Genomic DNA, 15,563 nt, shown 5'->3' with positions numbered 1-15,563 from the left:
GAAAAAAAGAGGAGTGGCTGCCATGCCCACGTTCACCTTTCAGGACATCTTCAAATCCAGCTTTCTGGAGCGGCTGGATGCGGTCTCCCTGCCGGACGCCGCCATCGCCCTGGCACTGGCCTTTTGCCTGGGCCTGTTCATCTTCCTGGTCTATAAAAAATGCTACGCCGGCGTCATGTACGCCCCCAGCTTCGGGGTGACCCTCATCGCCCTCACCCTCATCACCACCCTGTTGATCCTGGCGGTGACCAGCAACATCGTCCTCTCCCTGGGCATGGTGGGCGCCCTGTCCATCGTCCGCTTCCGCACCGCCATCAAGGAGCCCATGGATATCGCCTTCCTGTTCTGGGCCATCGCGGCGGGCATCGTGCTGGCGGCGGGGCTCATCCCCCTGGCGGTGGTGGGTAGCCTATTTGTGGGGGTGGTGCTGCTGGTGTTCTCCCGGCAGAAGAACGGGGAGTCCCCCTACATCCTGGTGATCCACTGCGCCGACCAGGATGTGGAGGGACAGGTGCGGGCCCTGGTGGAGGCCCGAGTGCGGCGGCTGAATCTCAAGAGCAAGAGCGTGGCCCCGGGCCAGATCGAGCTGAACTATGAGGTGCGCCTACGGGACGCCGACACAGAGTTCGTCAATGAGCTGGGGGCCATGGAGGGTGTGGGGAACGTGGTTCTGGTCTCCTACAACGGGGACTACATGGGGTGAGGCCATGATCCGCCACCGGCATATCGACCGCATCTGCGCCGCGGCCATCCTGCTGGCCCTGATCCTCACCGGCCTGCTTTGCTTCGGGGAGGTTCTTGGCCTCCGGCCAGCCAGCGCCGCGCCCGGGTATGCCTCCCGCCTCTTTGACGACGACCGGGTTCACACGGTGGACCTGCGGGTGGAGGACTGGGCGGCCTTTCTGGAAAACGCCCCGGCGGAGGAATATATCCCCTGTACCGCGGTCATCGACGGGGAGGAATTTTACCAAGTGGGCCTGCGGGCCAAGGGGAACAACTCCCTCCGGCTGACGGAGGAGTACGGCCTGTCCCGGTACAGCCTGAAGCTGGAATTCGACCACTATGTGGACGGCGGGAATTACCACGGACTGGACAAGCTCTCCCTGGATGCCTCCTTCCAGGACAACAGCTACCTCAAGACCTACCTGGCCTACCACATGATGGCCTACATGGAGGCGCCGGCCCCTCTGTGCAGCTATGCCTGGGTGACGGTGAACGGCGCCCCCTGGGGGCTGTTCCTGGCCATCGAGGAACCGGAGGAGGCTTTTGCCCGGCGGAACTTCGGCCCGGATCACGGAGCGCTCTATAAGCCGGACTACCACTCCCTGAACGCGGAGAACGCCGACGTGGCCCTGTGGTACACAGGGGACGATCCCGCCCTCTACCCCAATATTTTCGACAACGCCAAGTTCTCCACCGACGGGGCGGACCGGGAGCGGCTGATCCAGGCCCTGCGGGTGCTGTCCACCGGGGAGGACCTGGAGACAGCAATCAACGTGGACGAGGTGCTACGGTATTTTACCGTCCAGGTGTTCGTCATGAACTGGGACAGCTACCTGGGCCACACCGGACACAACTACTTCCTCTATGAGGAGGACGGGGTGATCTCCATCCTGCCCTGGGACTACAACCTGGCCTTCGGCACCTACGCCCTGGGCATGACCGATCCCATCCGGGACCCCGACGTACTGATCAACTGGCCCATCAACACCCCCGCCCGGGGGGAGACCATGCTGAAACGCCCCCTCTATCACAATCTGATGAAAAACAACGACTATTTTGCTCGGTATCACGCCTATTTCGACCATCTGCTCACGGAGTATTTCGAGAGCGGCCGGTATGAGGCGGTCATCCGGCAGACCCAGGCCATGATCGCCCCCTATGTCCAGGCCGACCCCACCGCCTTCTGCTCCTATGAGGACCACCTGCTGGCGGTGGACACCCTGCTGGAGGTGTGCCGCCTGCGCTCGGAGAGCGTCCGGGGACAGTTGGAAGGAGACTATCCCGCCACCCTGGCCCAGTGGGCGGAACGCCCGGTGTTCGGGGTGGACGCTTCCCATGTGGACCTGCGGGCCCTGGGGGATTTCGATGACCTGGAGGCGGCAAGGGAGCGGCAGGATGAGGCCGCGGCGGTGGTGGAGTGACGCAGGGAAAGAACATGGAATGAGTTTCAGAACAGATCCACGCCAATTTGGTGCTTGATAAACGAAAAAATCAGGCCGCCGGTTCCTTTCGGAACCGGCGGCCTGATTGCAATTTCACCGTTGTCACATTTCCGCCAGATAATACCGCAGGTTCTTCGCCGTTCCTTGCTTTTCCAGCAGGCCGTCCCGGGTCATCTCCCGCAACAGCAGGATCGCCGTGGCCTGGGAGACGCCCAGCGCCGCCTCCACGTCCTTCCGGACGACCCAGCCGTTCTCTCTGCACAGCCCGATGACCTTCTGCACCCGGGCCTCTCTCTTGCCCAAACTGGTGGCTGGCCGGGCAGGCGGGGTATTTTCTGCTTCGCGGCTGAAATTCAGGTTCGGCAGGGTGATCTTGAAGGCATGGTCGGTGGCCTCGATAGCCGGCTGCACCGCCGCGCCGGCGTAGCACTCGTGGATACGGAGAATGCCGGTTCCGTAGGCCTCGATCAGCCGCAGGCGGTAGAAGATGTTGGCCAGGTCAGGGTTACGCAGCACTGATACGCCCAGGCGGATGTCCTCCAGCCCGATGCCCCTGGCCAGGCCGCCGATGGTGACGAACTCGATCCGATCCTCAAAGATACTAATAAGGGTAGGGCCGCTGAAGGCGTAGTCCCGGTGGACCAGGGCGTTGAGCAGCGCCTCCCGCACGGCCTCGGGCGGGTAGTCCCGGATATCCACCCGGTCCAGGCCGGAGAACTCCGCCCGGGTGCGGTTGAATCGGTCGATATAGCCGTAGGCATCCTCCAGTTGCTGGAGCAGAGAGCCGGTCAGCTCCTGCCGGTCCTTGAAGACCGACTTTTTGCTGCCCTCGAAGACCGCCAGCTTGACGGTGTGGTTGCACTGGTCTGAGAGCAGGAATGCCAGGTTGGTGTATGTACCGTCCGGACCGATCAGATGGAGCGTGCGCATCTGAGACGGGCCGAAGGCCACGTTCCGGCTCCGGAAAAACGCCGAGGCCTGCTCAAAGGTGAGTCGCTGCTCCAGGGAGCGGGCGGCCTCGTAGCTGTCGCCGCTGGTCTCCTTGATCATGTCCAGAATTGCCGCTTCGCTGGCGGGGACGGTGGAGGCCCCTTGACGGACAAAGACACCCTCCGGGCGGATACCCTTGCTGTGGAGGTAGTAAGGCCGGGCCGTTCCCCGCTGGACCCGGACGCAGATCACCGGCTTTCCCTCCATGGTCTCACAGCGGCACTCCAGGAACATCGTCAGGTCCGGGCGCACGGCGTCCCGGATGGCGTTGGTGACCCGGAGCATGGTGCCGTCTGCGTCGTCCACGCCGCGCACCGTGCCGTCGTCCTCAATGCCCACATAGAGGGTGCCGCCGTCGCAGTTGGCGAAGGCGATGGCGGTATTCTTGATGTCGTCCACATACTCCCGCTTCAGCTCGGTCGTTTTGTTTTCCGTGAACATGATGAACCTCCCACAAGCAATCTAATAATCTGATAATTATTATATTAGATTTCCGCGGGATTGCAAGGGGATTTTGTCTCCATGGAGCTATTTTATTGGACCATGCCGCTCAGGCTGTGAACGCAAAAGTCCTCGTACAGCGTATCTGGTTTTCTGATTTGCGTTCAGCGTAGACCTAATGTCGAGCCGCGGTTTTCCGCGCCGCCGAAGGTTTGCGCTGAACGTATTTTTGCGCCCGGCTGAAATTTTCCAAAAAAGTTTTTCTAAGGGGGCAAAAACAGGGAGCCTTTTCTCCATTTATTATGAAAGGGCAATCACGGGCGCCTCCGCCGGCAGGAGTTTTGAAAAATTTTTGCCGGGAAGGGGTGAAAATACTCCCTTCATTTCTACATGCTTAATGAAGGGGCTTTTCAGGAGGCTTCCCGCCCCGAGCCCTTATCCTGTTATGAGAGAAGGTCTTTCCCATGAAATCACACGATCCGATCCGCAGCGAACGGCGCCTGTTGGAGGCTCTCCGGGCCGCGGAGACAGCGGCGCTCGCCCTGCGGGACTACGCCGCCTCCGTTCTGCCGCCGGGACCGTCTGCAGCGGGAGGCCCATCCATCGGCGAGGAGACTCCCGCCAGAGTGGAACTGCTGGAGGACAGCTGGCTGGCCGTCACCCTGGAAGCCGTTCTGCCCCGCCGGGGCGACAGCGACCGCAGCCGCTTCCTGGCCCACTCCCTGCGCGCAGCCATCCGCCGGGCGTTCCCGGACCGGCTGCCGCCCAAGTTCCACATCTGCGTCCTGGCCTATGAACATATCTACGGCCCGGGCCGCCGCTTTTTGGACCACGACAACCTGGAGCTGAAGCACTGCCAGGATGTGCTGGAGGCGGCGTTCCTCACCAACGATACCTCCGCCCTCTGCTCCGCCTTCCAGTGCAGCCACCGGGGCGAACGGAACGCCACCCGCATCTGGGTCCTGCCCGCCGAGGCGTTCCCCAAGTGGCTGGAGAGCCATCGGGAGTCCTGGGCCGGACCACCGGAAACCTGAAACAATAGCGGAAAAATGATCCGAAAAAACATACCGATTTCTGATTTTTCGCGCCTGCAGATTTTCGGTGCCGCTTTTTGGCCGGAAAGCCAGTATCCCCAAGGGGGCCGGCCGCGGACTTCCAACGCCGTTGGGATCTTTATGGTTTTGAGGCAGTGCGGCAGCGGCAGTCTGTCGGACAGAGCCTGTGCCGGACAGATCCCGCGGGGAATGGCGGCAGTCTGGGCAAGGAGCTCAGTGTGAAAAGAGCCGCGGGCTGTAGAGATCGCAGTACTTAAGATATGAGGATGATACAAGATGAAATGGAATACAGAATATTTTGGCTTTCGCCTGCTGGTGTTCGTGGGGTTCTGCGGCGAGGTGCCGGTGGCGCTGCTGCGGAAGGCGAGCGGCTGCTATGACTATCGCCGGCGGGTGGTAACGGAGCTGGTGCGGACGGGATATCTGAAGGAGCGGAAGTTCCGGGGAGAGCGCCGCCGTGTGGTCCGCTCCCTGTCTCTGACCAGCAGGGGGCTGAACCAGATCCAACACCTCTCTCCCGGCCGGGCGGAACAGATCCGGGCACGCCTGCTGGCTCCGGCCGACGGCCAGGGGGACTGGAGACGGACCCAGCGGCTCCACCGGAACGCCGCCTGCCTGCTGCTGGCCCACCAGCTGGGGGCACGATGGGTCCCGGGCAGGCGCAGGGACGACGCCAGGCGGAAGGAGCTGGTCTATTACAGCGCCTATGAGCTGAACAAGGTCTGCGGCAAGGACAACAAGTCCGCCCGGGTGTCCGGGGTGCTGCTGACGCCTGGCGGGCGCTATTACGCCCTCTATTACCTGGGCCGCCGGAATATGCGGTGGAACCCCGAGACGGAACTGCTGTTCCGGGATCAGTTCGAGCAGTCGGAGGCCGGGGCCGGCTTTTACTACAATGGTAGCATCCTGCTGGGGGAAGCGTGGGAGCAGGCCGCCGATCTGGTGCCCCACGCGCTGAACCCGCGCAGCCGCCTGATCCGCTTTGCCCGGGAGGACTTCTTCTATTACATCGCCTTTGACGCAAACGGACGCCGACTGCTCCGGACGATCCTGGACGAGCACTGCCTCTACCGGCTCCAGCAGTACCTGCTGCGGGAGGCGCACTGCCCGGTCACCAACGAGCCTGTGTACCTGTTCCCCCTGGAGCTGCTGGCGGGATTCTATCAGCTACCGGGGGAGCGGCAATACCACGTCCGGCCGGGTCTGGGCTGGTTCTTCGATTTCCAGATGCCCGCCATAGAGCGGCTGTGCAACACCGGGGCGGAGTTGGTCTCCCTGCCCGGCAGCCTGCTGGCCGGTCTGGACCGGAAGGAGGGGGAGCGGAATGGATCGTGAGAAGATCATCACCGCCGCCGAGCTGATGGATATGCAGTTCCTGCCCCGTTCCACGGTGGTGGACGGGATGCTCCCCGCCGGGTGCTACATTCTGGCGGGAGCCCCCAAGGTGGGCAAGTCCTTCCTCATGGCCCAGCTGTGCTGGTGTGTGGCTACAGGGACCCCCTTCCTGGGACAGCCCACCCACCGCTCCCAGGTGCTGTATCTGTCTCTGGAGGACACGGGGGAGCGCGTCCAGGGCAGGCTGATCCGGATGTTCGGTGTGGAGCACCCAGTGGGACGCCTCCATCTGAAATTTGGAACCGACCTGCGTGGGAGAGACCTGCTGGCGATGCTGGAGGGCTTCTTCATGGATCACCCAAGTGTCCGCCTCGTTGTCATAGACACCTTCCAGCGGGTGCGGGAGGGCGGCGGCGCTCAGTACAGCTACCAGAGCGACTATGAGGAGATCCGCCCCTTCAAGGAATTTACCGACATCCACGACGTGGCGCTGATCCTGGTCCACCACACCCGGAAGAACACGGAGAGCGAGAACTCCTTTGACCGGATCAGCGGCACAAACGGCCTGCTGGGGGCGGCGGACGGGGCCTTCCTGCTGTACCGGGAAAAGGGCCGTGTGATTCTGGACCAGACCGGGAAGGATCTGCCGGGACAGCGGATGATCCTGGACTTTGACCCGCAGCGCTGCCTGTGGACGGTGGTGAGCCGGGAGGCGGAGATCGCGGAGCCGCCTGAGCCGCTGCTGGATCTCATCGACCAGGCGATCGGCGGGGGGTGGCAGGGGACAGCCACGGAGCTGCTGGAGCGGCTGCGCCGGCTGGACCCGGAGCTCCCTTACCGGGCCAACACGCTGACCCGGAAGCTCAACGCCCTCACCCGCCGGCTCAAGGAGGAGAAGGGCATCGAATACTGGAAGTCCCGGAGACCGGAGAGCCGGCAGCTCACCTTCCTGCGCACGGAGGATGAGGAGGAAGATGAGGAGCATGACGATGATGACGATTCCGCTCCCGCGGGGGAAATACCGTCATTACCGTCATCGGGATCAGAGAGCGGTGGTGATGGGGATGGCTGAGATGGTTCCAGTTTGGGAGAAGGCCAACCTGACCCTGGAGGAGGCCGCGGCCTACTTCGGCATCGGCATTAACAAACTCCGGGATCTGTCCAATGAGGAAAGCTGTCCCTTCGTGCTCTGGAATGGAAGCAAGCGGCTGATCAAACGAAAAGCGCTGGAGAAATATTTGGAGACTGCCTATTCCATATAGGTGGTAAATTCCAAGGCTGTATGGTAAAATCAGATACAGCCTATCGAGCGCTTTTCGAGAAAGGAGGATCAAAACTTGTCCGAAAAGCGCCGGGATCAGAGAGGCCGTATTCTGAAAACAGGCGAGAGCCACCGGAAAGACGGTCTCTATATGTTTCGCTATACCGACACCCGAAAGCAGCGCAGATACATCTATGCCAGGTCACTGGAGGAGCTGCGCCGGAAGGAGACTGAGATCCAGAGGGATCTGGCGGACGGGATCGACTATGCAGCCGGGGAGATGACAGTGCTTGAACTTGTCACCCGATATATGGATTTGAAGCGCACCCTGAAGGAAAACTCCTATCGCGCCTATGATACGGTCATCAACCGTATGCGGAAGGACCCCTTCAGCCAAAAGCAGATCCGGCAGATCAAGCCCTCCGACGCCAAGGCCTGGTTCGTCTCCCTCCATGACCAGGGATACAAACAGAGCACCATCAGCACAGTGCAGTGCGTGGTCCGCCCCGCCTTTGAGATGGCTGTGGACGACGACATGATCCGCAAGAACCCGTTCAAATTCAAGCTCTCGGACGTGATTCCAAAGGACGCTTTCGTGCGGACGGCCCTCACCCGGGAACAGCAGGACCTGTATCTCCACTTTTTCCAGGAGTACGGCGGCGGGAACTATTACGACGACATCGTGATCCTGCTGGGCACCGGGCTGCGGGTCAGCGAACTGTACGGCCTCACCAAGGCGGATCTGGATTTTACCCGTCGCTGCCTCTACGTGCGGCGCCAGCTGTGCCGGACAGCCAACCGGCCCTATTTCATCACCAGCCCCAAAACCAAGAGCGGGATCCGAACCATCCCCATGACGGACATGGTCTACATGGCCCTCAAGCGGGTGCTGAAGGATCGGACACCGCCCAAGGCGGAAATGGTGGTGGACGGGTGCAGCGGCTTCCTGTTCCTGGATAAGGACGGCAGGCCAAAGGTGGCCATGCATCTGGAGAACTATATGCGTCTTCTCCAGCGGAAACACCGGTGGGCCCTGGGGGAGGACTTCCCAGTGGTCACGCCCCATGTGCTGCGGCATACCTTCTGTACGAATTTGCAGCGGGCAGGCATCGACATCAAGAGTTTGCAGTACCTCATGGGACACTCCAGCGCCAGCGTCACCCTGGATGTCTATACCCACACGGACTACAACTCCGTCAAGCACGCCTTTGAGCAGATCGCAGCCAACCTATGACAGGATTAAAACCGGACATTTTCCATACACCGCTTCTTACACCATTTGCGTCAAGACTTATCCATATCTGTGTAGATTTGCAGGAGATCCGAACATCGGATGCTCACCCCAAAATCCCGCAAAATCCCTGCGGCAGAAGGGATACGGAGGCTTGTACACACCTGCGTGGGCAAGCCTTAAAATCCCCGGGAAGGGCGGGCGGCATGTATTAATCAAACGCCAGACTTTGGGTCCCCGGAACGCTGTTCCGGGGGCCCTTTTTTGTCGGCCGCCAGACCAGGCGCTTTGCCTGAAATAGCGGACTCCCCCGGACAGATGAAGAGGCCCCGCCGGATATACCGGCGGGGCCTCTTTGCGCTATGGCGTTGACGATACTCTTTCTCAGGCGGCCTGGTCAGCAGCCACGGTGCCGCCCAGGGTAGAGACGAAGTAGGCGGTGGTGGCGGAGATGACCTGATTGATGGCGGTGTAGTCGCCGGAGAACATGTTCAGGGTGTGGTCGCAGTTCTCAATGATCAGGTTGGCAGAGGCCTCGTTCTGGGCGGCGTCCGCAACGGTCTTGCCGCTGGCGGGGTCCACCACGGTGTCAGCCGCGCCGTTGATGGTGAGGATGGGGGCCTTGATGGTCTTGACCTTCTCCAGCACGTCGGTGTCCTTCACGTCCTTGAACCACTGGAAGCCGGTGGGCAGGGCGGTACGCCAGTCAAACTCCATGGTGAAGGAGCCGTTCTTCTCAGCCTCGGCATAGGCGGCGTCAAAGTCCTCAAACATGGTGGTCAGGTCCAGAGCTCCGGCCCAGGTGACCACGCTCTTGAAGGTGTCGGGATAGGCAGCGGCGGCCAGGAAGGCGTTGGTGCCGCCCTGGCTCCAGCCCATGACGCCCAGCTTGTCGCCGTCCACGGTCTCCAGACCGGCCAGATAGTCGGCGGCGGCCTTGGCGTCGATGTTGGCGGAGGTGTAGCTGTAGTTCACATACAGGGCCTCGGTGCCCTCGTCAATGCCCTGGAAGTTGAAGCGGATGGTGGCCAGGCCCTGCTTGGCCAGCTCAGCGGCGGCCATGTCATAGGCGCCGTTGACCTCGTGGAGGTTGGAGCCGGTGCCGTGGAGCATCACCACGCCGGGGACCTTGGCGTCCTTGGTGGCGGAGGTGGGCACGGTGACGACGGCGGTCATGGTGTGGGCGGGCACGCCGTCCTGAGCGGGAACCTCAATGGACACGGTCTGCTCGGTGTAGACCGGGTTGAGCTTGGAGATGTTCAGCAGGATCTGGGCCAGCTCGGCGCGGGTGGCGGTGCCGCCGGGGTTGAGCTGGTTGTTGGAGCCCTTCACGATGCCCAGGGACACGGCGGTCTCCATGGCGTCAGAGGCCCAGGCGGGGATCTTGTCGGCGTCGGTGTAGGTGCTCAGGTCCGCGTCCTCGGTGGGCAGGATATTCTTGGACGCGGTGTAATCGGCGAAGATCTTGGCCAGCTCCTGGCGGGTGATGGCGGCGTCGCCGTTGAAGAGGCCGGTGCCGGTGCCGGAGGTCAGGCCCTCGTCCTCGGCCCAGGCGGCGGCCTTGGCATACCACTTGCCGGTCACGTCGGAGAAGGTGGCGGCCTCGGTCACGTCGGGGGTGCCCGCCATATTGTACAGGGTCTGGAACACGGTGCCCCGGGTGACGATGCCGTCGGGATCAAAGCCGTTGCCGGAGCCGGTCATGATGCTGTTGTCCATCACGTAGCGGGCAGCCTCCACATACCAGGTGCCGGGCACCACACCCTTGTACTTGATGGTGATGCGGCCCTGGCCGTAGGGATCGGCGTACTCCTCGCCGACCACGCCGCCCAGCTCGTCCTTGATATAGTTGATGAGGACCTCGTTGTCCACCATGACCTCATCCTTGAGGATGGTGATGTTGTCCTTGCCGAACATGGCGTAGCCGTCGCCGCCGTCCTTGAGCATGTAGTTGTGGGAGGCCAGGGTGTAGGTGGCGGCGGGGTCAATGGCCTTGTACTCGCCGGTCTTGCTGTCCAGGACCTGGACGTCGGACACGCGGCGGTCGCCGGCCACCTTCACGAAGTTGCCGGCGTCATCCAGCTCCACGGAGGAGGGGATGGTGGGGTCGATGGTGAACTTGATGCCGGAGACCTGGAGGAAGCCGCCGCTCTCCGACACGCCCACCTGCATGGCGCCCAGCTCCAGGGCGTCCAGCACCTGCTGGCCGGTGACCTCAACCAGGCAGGCCAGGTTGCCGAAGGGGTGGACGGCGATGATGTCGCCGTAGGTGATGTCGCCGGCGGCAATGTTGTCGCGGACGCCGCCGCCGTTGACCCAGCCGATGTCAGCGCCCAGCAGGATGCGGTAGGCGTCGGCGCACAGGTCGCCCAGGTTGGTCTCGGCGGAGCGGACGGCGCGGCTGCCGGTGACGGGGTCGTTGATGGTCAGGTCCACGCTGCTGGTGGCCACGACCTCGTTGGCCTTCTCGCTGTACTCGGCCTGGATGCCCTCCACGAAGGTCTTGGCATCGGTGTAGGCCTTGCTGGTGGTGTCCACGTCGGCCAGGGCCACCAGCTCGGTGGTCATGGTGCCGTCGGGGGCGATGACCAGCTTGCCGATGTTCTCGGCCTTGGTGCCGGTCTGGCTGAGGAGCACGTCCTCACCGGCCGCGTTCTTCACGGTCTGGGAGGCGACGGTGCTGTGGGAGTGGCCGTCCAGCACCACGTCAATGCCGGTGGTGTTGGCGATGACCTCGGTGGACATCCAGGGGGAGCTCTGGGCGTCCACACCCAGGTGGGCCAGAGCCACCACGTAGTCCGCGCCGGCGGTACGGGCGGCGTCCACGGTCTTCTGGACCTGGTTATACAGGTCCTTGCCGTCGTTGCCCTGGCAGAAGCCGTAGATGTAGTTGCCGGCCTCGTCCTGGAAGTAGGCGGGGGCGGACTTGGTCAGGGTCTCAGGGGTGGAGATGCCCACATAGGCCACATCCACGTCGCCGTAGCTGATGATCTTGTAGGCGTCCAGCACGGGGTTGCCGTCGGCATCCACAAAGTTGCAGCTCAGATAGGGGAACTCAGCCTGGTTCTTCACGATGTCCAGGAAGGTATCCATCTTGAAGTCGAACTCATGGTTGCCGGGGATGGCCAGATCGTAGCCCACGGCATTCATGATGTCGATGATCCAGCTGCCGCTGGACATGGACCCCAGAATACCGCCCTGGATGGCGTCGCCGTCATCCACCAGGGTGACGTTGTCGGCGCCATAGGTGTCTTCCATCTGAGCCTTGTAGCCGGCGATGGCCGCATAGGACAGGCCGTCGTCCGAGGTGCAGTGGATATCGTTGGTATAGAGCACCACGATACCGTCTTCCCCCTCCGCGGCCATGGCGGGCACGAACAGGGAACACACCATTGCCAGCGCCAGGAGAAGGGACAGGAACTTACTCGTACGCTTCATCTGAGACATTCCACCTTTCATTCCTTTTCAGGAAAGGGTGCGGTCGTATGCTCTGGCCGTCTTTTCCCGGGCGCGTCTTTTATCCGGCTGGCCCCCCTGCTCCGCCGGAAGCCGCGTCTCCGGGACTGGAAACGGCATCGGGCACTCTCCCTTCCCTTTCCTCAAGACACCTTAATAGTAACAAAACGGTGGCAGAAAAACAAGCCGGTTTACAAGTTTTTTATTTTTTGCGTTACCCTGCCAACGGCGGTATTTTTCGCCCCAAAACGCACAAAATGCCCTGGAACTGGAATTCCAGGGCATTTTGTGGGAGTTTTTTCTTTTTTTACTTGCTGACCCAGGTGCCGGTGGCCTCGCACTTGAGATAGGAATTGATGAAGCCGTCCAGATCGCCGTCCATGACGCCGTTGACGTTGCTGGTCTCGTAGCCGGTGCGGTTGTCCTTCACCAGCTGATAGGGCATGAACACATAGGAGCGGATCTGGCTGCCCCACTCGATCTTCAGCTGCACACCCTTGATGTCGGAGATCTTCTCGGCGTGCTGCTGCATCTTCAGCTCCACCAGCTTGGCACGCAGCATACGCAGGCAGGTGTCCTTGTTCTGGAACTGGCTGCGCTCGGTCTGGCAGGAGACCACGATGCCGGTGGCGTGGTGGATCAGTCGGACGGCGGAGGAGGTCTTGTTGATGTGCTGGCCGCCGGCGCCGGAGGAGCGGAACACCTGCATCTCGTAGTCCTCGGGGCGGATCTCCACGTCGGCGTCCTCGGGCAGGTCGGGCATGACCTCAACAGCGGCAAAGGAGGTCTGCCGGCGGGCGTTGGCGTCAAAGGGGGAGACGCGGACCAGACGGTGGACGCCGTGCTCGCTGCGGAGGTGGCCATAGGCGTTCTCACCCTGGATCATCACGGTGGCGGACTTGATGCCCGCCTCATCGCCGTCCTGGAAGTCCACCACCTGGTACTCGAAGTCGTGGCGCTCGGCCCAGCGGGTGTACATCCGCAGCAGCATCTGGGCCCAGTCCTGGGCCTCGGTGCCGCCGGCGCCGGCGTGGATGGCCAGCACCACGTTGTTGTCGTCGTACTCGCCGGTGAACAGCGTGGACAGCCGGGCCTCCTCCATGTCGGCGGAGAGCTTGTTGAAGCCCTCTTCCAGCTCGGGGACCAGGGACTCGTCCTCTTCCTCGTTGCCCATCTCGCACAGGGTCAGCAGGTCCTCCCACTCGCCCAGCCGCTTCTTCTGGCCGTCCACCTTGTGGTGGAGCTGCTTGATGCGCTGCTGGATCTTCTGAGCCTTCTCCAGATTGTCCCAGAAGCCGTCCGAGGCACTCTCAGACTCCAGCATCTCCAGCTCCCGCTCCGCGGCCTCCAGGCCCAGGGCCTGGCCCAGGTCGTCCAGCTCGGGCTTCAGGTTATTGAGCTTTACCTTGTACTCATCAAATTGAAGCATGAGTGCCTCCTATCGTCGTTCAGCATAAAATCAGCTCCCTGACCTTAAAGGTCAGGGAGCCTTTTCTGGTTGCGGGGAGAGGATTTGAACCTCTGACCTCCGGGTTATGAGCCCGACGAGCTACCAAGCTGCTCTACCCCGCGATATTGGTGCCGGAGACCGGGGTCGAACCGGCACGGGATTCCTCCCACGGGATTTTAAGTCCCGGGCGTCTGCCAATTCCGCCACTCCGGCATTTACGATCCAGTTCTCCGTCCTTTTAGGTGCTTATTAAGAATACCATATGCAAGACACTTTGTCAATGCAAAATTTAAATTTTCTTTCTCCCCGCTTCGACTGCATTGTTCCGCCCTGACGGCGTATTTTAAATCGGTGAGCCTTCTGGGCGGCGGGCATCTTCTCCGCCCCGCCGCATACCATGATATGAGGGGCAAAATTTTCTCTGAGAGGAGGGCGCCTATGTCCGAGCACAAGCCTGTCTCCCTTCCCGCCCAGCCGCCGGTGGCGGACCCCCGGGAGGATGTGGATGACTACATCTTTTATATGGAGTCCGAATGGCAGGTCAGTGACCGCTGAGCCGCCGGGCGGAGGCTGCTTCCCTTTCTGTCAGCCTCCGCCCTTGTCATATCTCATGCCCGGCGGATGGTGAAGGTGATCCGGCCGCTGCACACGGCGTCCTCCTCCCCCACCGCAAAATAGTCCCCCACTATCACGTCGCCCTCCAGCCGGGTGTCCCAGTCCAGCCTGATTCCCTGGTCCGTCCGGCTCAGGCTGGAGAACACATCCGCATGGGCCACCGTGTCCATCAGCTCCAGCTTGCTCCAGTAGGCAAACCAATTCCCCTCCCCGGCCGCAAAGGCCAGGGCCATCATCTGCATATCCAGCCCCGGCCACTCCGCAAAGGCGGTTCCGTCCCAGTTCCAGGAGGCGGTAACCGCGGTCAGGTTCCCCTGGCTGTCGGTCTCCCAGGTCAGGGGCTGCCGCTCCATCCCCGGCAGCTGGATCACGTAGGCCCCGCCCCGGGTCTCCAGGGCCGTCCAACTCCCGTCCTGCTCCAGAATATACGTGGGGCTGCCGTAATATTCCGCCAGGAAGTTGTAATTCTCTGCGAACTCCGCCGGGGTCAGACCGTCCCGGTGGGGCGGAAAGGCGCCCGCAAAGGACACCAGCACAGACAGCGCGAGGACCTCTGCCGTGGCCGCCACAAAGGCGGCGTTTCGCAGGCTGCTTTTGGGCTTTGCCTCCACCACCAGGTCCTGGGCCTCGTCCCAGGGCAGCGCGCCCCGCTTGCAGTAGACGTCATAACATTTCACCAGCCGGAACAGGGTGTAGATGGGGATGTTCCAAGCCAGCCCCTTCCAGACCATGGACATGGTGCGGGCGTTGCCCTCTCCGTAGGTCAGGCGGCCGCCCTCCGCCTTCTCCACCCGCAGGCCGAAGAGGGCCTTGCCCGGCGTGGTCCCCCACCGGCTCAGCAGGATGGGCTCCACCATAATCATGAACACCAGGCAGATGACCGAGTCCAGCCACCACAACAGTGCGTTCCGCTCCGCCATGTTGATGTGGAACCCCAGGGAGAGCAGGGCGATCCACACCAGCTGGTACAGCTCCATGTCGAGCAGCCGGGCGAACAGCCGCCGCCAGGGGCACAGGACCGGGGCCGGCGCGTCCCGGAACACCGGGGCGTTCTCCCGGTTCAGGTACTTCTCCGGGTCCAGGCTTCCGTAGTCCACGCCCTCATCTCGGATGGCCCGGCAGGTCTCCCGGGCCGCTCCCGCGTCCGCTATCTCCTGTTCCAAAGCGGCCATCCGGTGCTCCAGGGTGACCGGCAGAGCCTGCTCCCCCTGCTGCAAGGCCCGGATCTCCTCCAGGGACACCCCCAGCTCCCGCAGCAGCTTGATCCGCAGCAGAGATGTGATCTCCCCATCGCCGTAATCCCGGTAGCCGTTGTCCTGCCGCCCGGGGCTGATGAGCCCCTCTTTCTCGTAGAACCGTATGGTGGCCCGGTCCAGACCGGTGCGCTGTTCCGCTTCCCGTATGGTCATCTTCATCCCGCCTTTCCTCTTGTTGTGCTCAGGATAAGGTATGAACCTGGTTTACAGTCAAGCCTTTTGCGGGTTTTTTCTCTGATTTTATTATATGGGGCGGCGGGCGGTCCCGTCAATAGCCGCGGCAGTATAAAAAGCGCCCCGGATGCATG

Annotated in this window: 11 protein-coding genes and 2 tRNA genes; 7 read left to right on the top strand and 6 right to left on the bottom strand. The window is 62.1% G+C overall.

Annotation, left to right across the window (positions count from 1 at the left end; translation table 11 throughout):
* Window positions 1–22 precede the first annotated feature (22 nt).
* Together WMO64_RS00945 and WMO64_RS00940 are read left to right on the top strand one after the other, a co-directional pair.
* Window positions 23–703: a DUF4956 domain-containing protein gene (locus WMO64_RS00945; protein ID WP_289518650.1), complete on the top strand. Its 681-nt coding sequence runs from the start codon at window positions 23–25 to the stop codon at window positions 701–703.
* Window positions 704–707: 4 nt separating this feature from the next.
* A complete protein-coding gene (locus WMO64_RS00940; protein WP_349230703.1) occupies window positions 708–2,144 on the top strand; it encodes a CotH kinase family protein in 1,437 nt (478 codons plus the stop codon).
* Window positions 2,145–2,267: 123 nt separating this feature from the next.
* Here the strand turns inward: WMO64_RS00940 and WMO64_RS00935 are convergent, their stop codons facing one another.
* Window positions 2,268–3,596, bottom strand: coding sequence for an RNA/DNA-binding domain-containing protein (locus WMO64_RS00935; RefSeq protein WP_291258363.1), 1,329 nt, complete (start codon window positions 3,594–3,596; stop codon window positions 2,268–2,270).
* A 464-nt stretch (window positions 3,597–4,060) separates the two neighbouring features.
* Between WMO64_RS00935 and WMO64_RS00930 the strand changes: the two genes are divergently transcribed.
* The 5 genes from WMO64_RS00930 (at window position 4,061) to WMO64_RS00910 (ending at window position 8,481) form a co-directional block, all read left to right on the top strand.
* The gene (locus tag WMO64_RS00930; RefSeq protein ID WP_349230702.1) at window positions 4,061–4,630 is read left to right on the top strand and encodes a DUF6100 family protein; all 570 of its coding nucleotides are present in this window, start codon (window positions 4,061–4,063) and stop codon (window positions 4,628–4,630) included.
* A 297-nt stretch (window positions 4,631–4,927) separates the two neighbouring features.
* Window positions 4,928–5,986 carry a hypothetical protein gene (locus WMO64_RS00925; RefSeq protein ID WP_349230701.1) on the top strand — a complete coding sequence of 353 codons (1,059 nt, stop codon included), beginning with the start codon at window positions 4,928–4,930 and terminating at the stop codon, window positions 5,984–5,986.
* Window positions 5,976–7,058, top strand: a complete 1,083-nt coding sequence (locus WMO64_RS00920; protein WP_349230700.1) for an AAA family ATPase — start codon at window positions 5,976–5,978, stop codon at window positions 7,056–7,058. Before WMO64_RS00925 ends, WMO64_RS00920 begins: the two co-directional genes overlap by 11 nt.
* Entirely contained in the window at window positions 7,051–7,248 is a 198-nt protein-coding gene (locus WMO64_RS00915) for an excisionase (RefSeq protein ID WP_349230699.1), read from the top strand. Before WMO64_RS00920 ends, WMO64_RS00915 begins: the two co-directional genes overlap by 8 nt.
* A gap of 75 nt (window positions 7,249–7,323) precedes the next feature.
* Window positions 7,324–8,481, top strand: a complete 1,158-nt coding sequence (locus WMO64_RS00910) for a site-specific integrase (protein WP_349230698.1) — start codon at window positions 7,324–7,326, stop codon at window positions 8,479–8,481.
* Between the two features lie 381 nt (window positions 8,482–8,862).
* Here the strand turns inward: WMO64_RS00910 and WMO64_RS00905 are convergent, their stop codons facing one another.
* The 5 genes from WMO64_RS00905 to WMO64_RS00885 all read right to left on the bottom strand — a co-directional run bounded on the left by WMO64_RS00905 (window position 8,863) and on the right by WMO64_RS00885 (window position 15,414).
* On the bottom strand, window positions 8,863–11,916 hold the full coding sequence (locus tag WMO64_RS00905; protein ID WP_349230697.1) for an alpha/beta fold hydrolase: 3,054 nt from the start codon (window positions 11,914–11,916) through the stop codon (window positions 8,863–8,865).
* Between the two features lie 325 nt (window positions 11,917–12,241).
* Window positions 12,242–13,363, bottom strand: coding sequence for a peptide chain release factor 2 (gene prfB / locus WMO64_RS00900; RefSeq protein WP_294518974.1), 1,122 nt, complete (start codon window positions 13,361–13,363; stop codon window positions 12,242–12,244).
* A gap of 66 nt (window positions 13,364–13,429) precedes the next feature.
* A tRNA-Met gene (locus tag WMO64_RS00895) sits at window positions 13,430–13,506 on the bottom strand.
* Window positions 13,507–13,510: 4 nt separating this feature from the next.
* Window positions 13,511–13,597: transfer RNA gene (locus WMO64_RS00890), tRNA-Leu, on the bottom strand.
* Between the two features lie 395 nt (window positions 13,598–13,992).
* Complete coding sequence (locus WMO64_RS00885) at window positions 13,993–15,414, bottom strand: MerR family transcriptional regulator (RefSeq protein ID WP_349230696.1); 1,422 nt, start codon at window positions 15,412–15,414, stop codon at window positions 13,993–13,995.
* Between the last annotated feature and the right edge of the window lie 149 nt (window positions 15,415–15,563).

The organism is Pseudoflavonifractor intestinihominis (genome assembly GCF_040096055.1).
Classification (GTDB): Bacteria; Bacillota; Clostridia; order Oscillospirales; family Oscillospiraceae; genus Pseudoflavonifractor; species Pseudoflavonifractor intestinihominis.
Note: the sequence above shows the minus strand (reverse complement) of the source record. Positions and strands in the feature narration are given on the sequence as shown.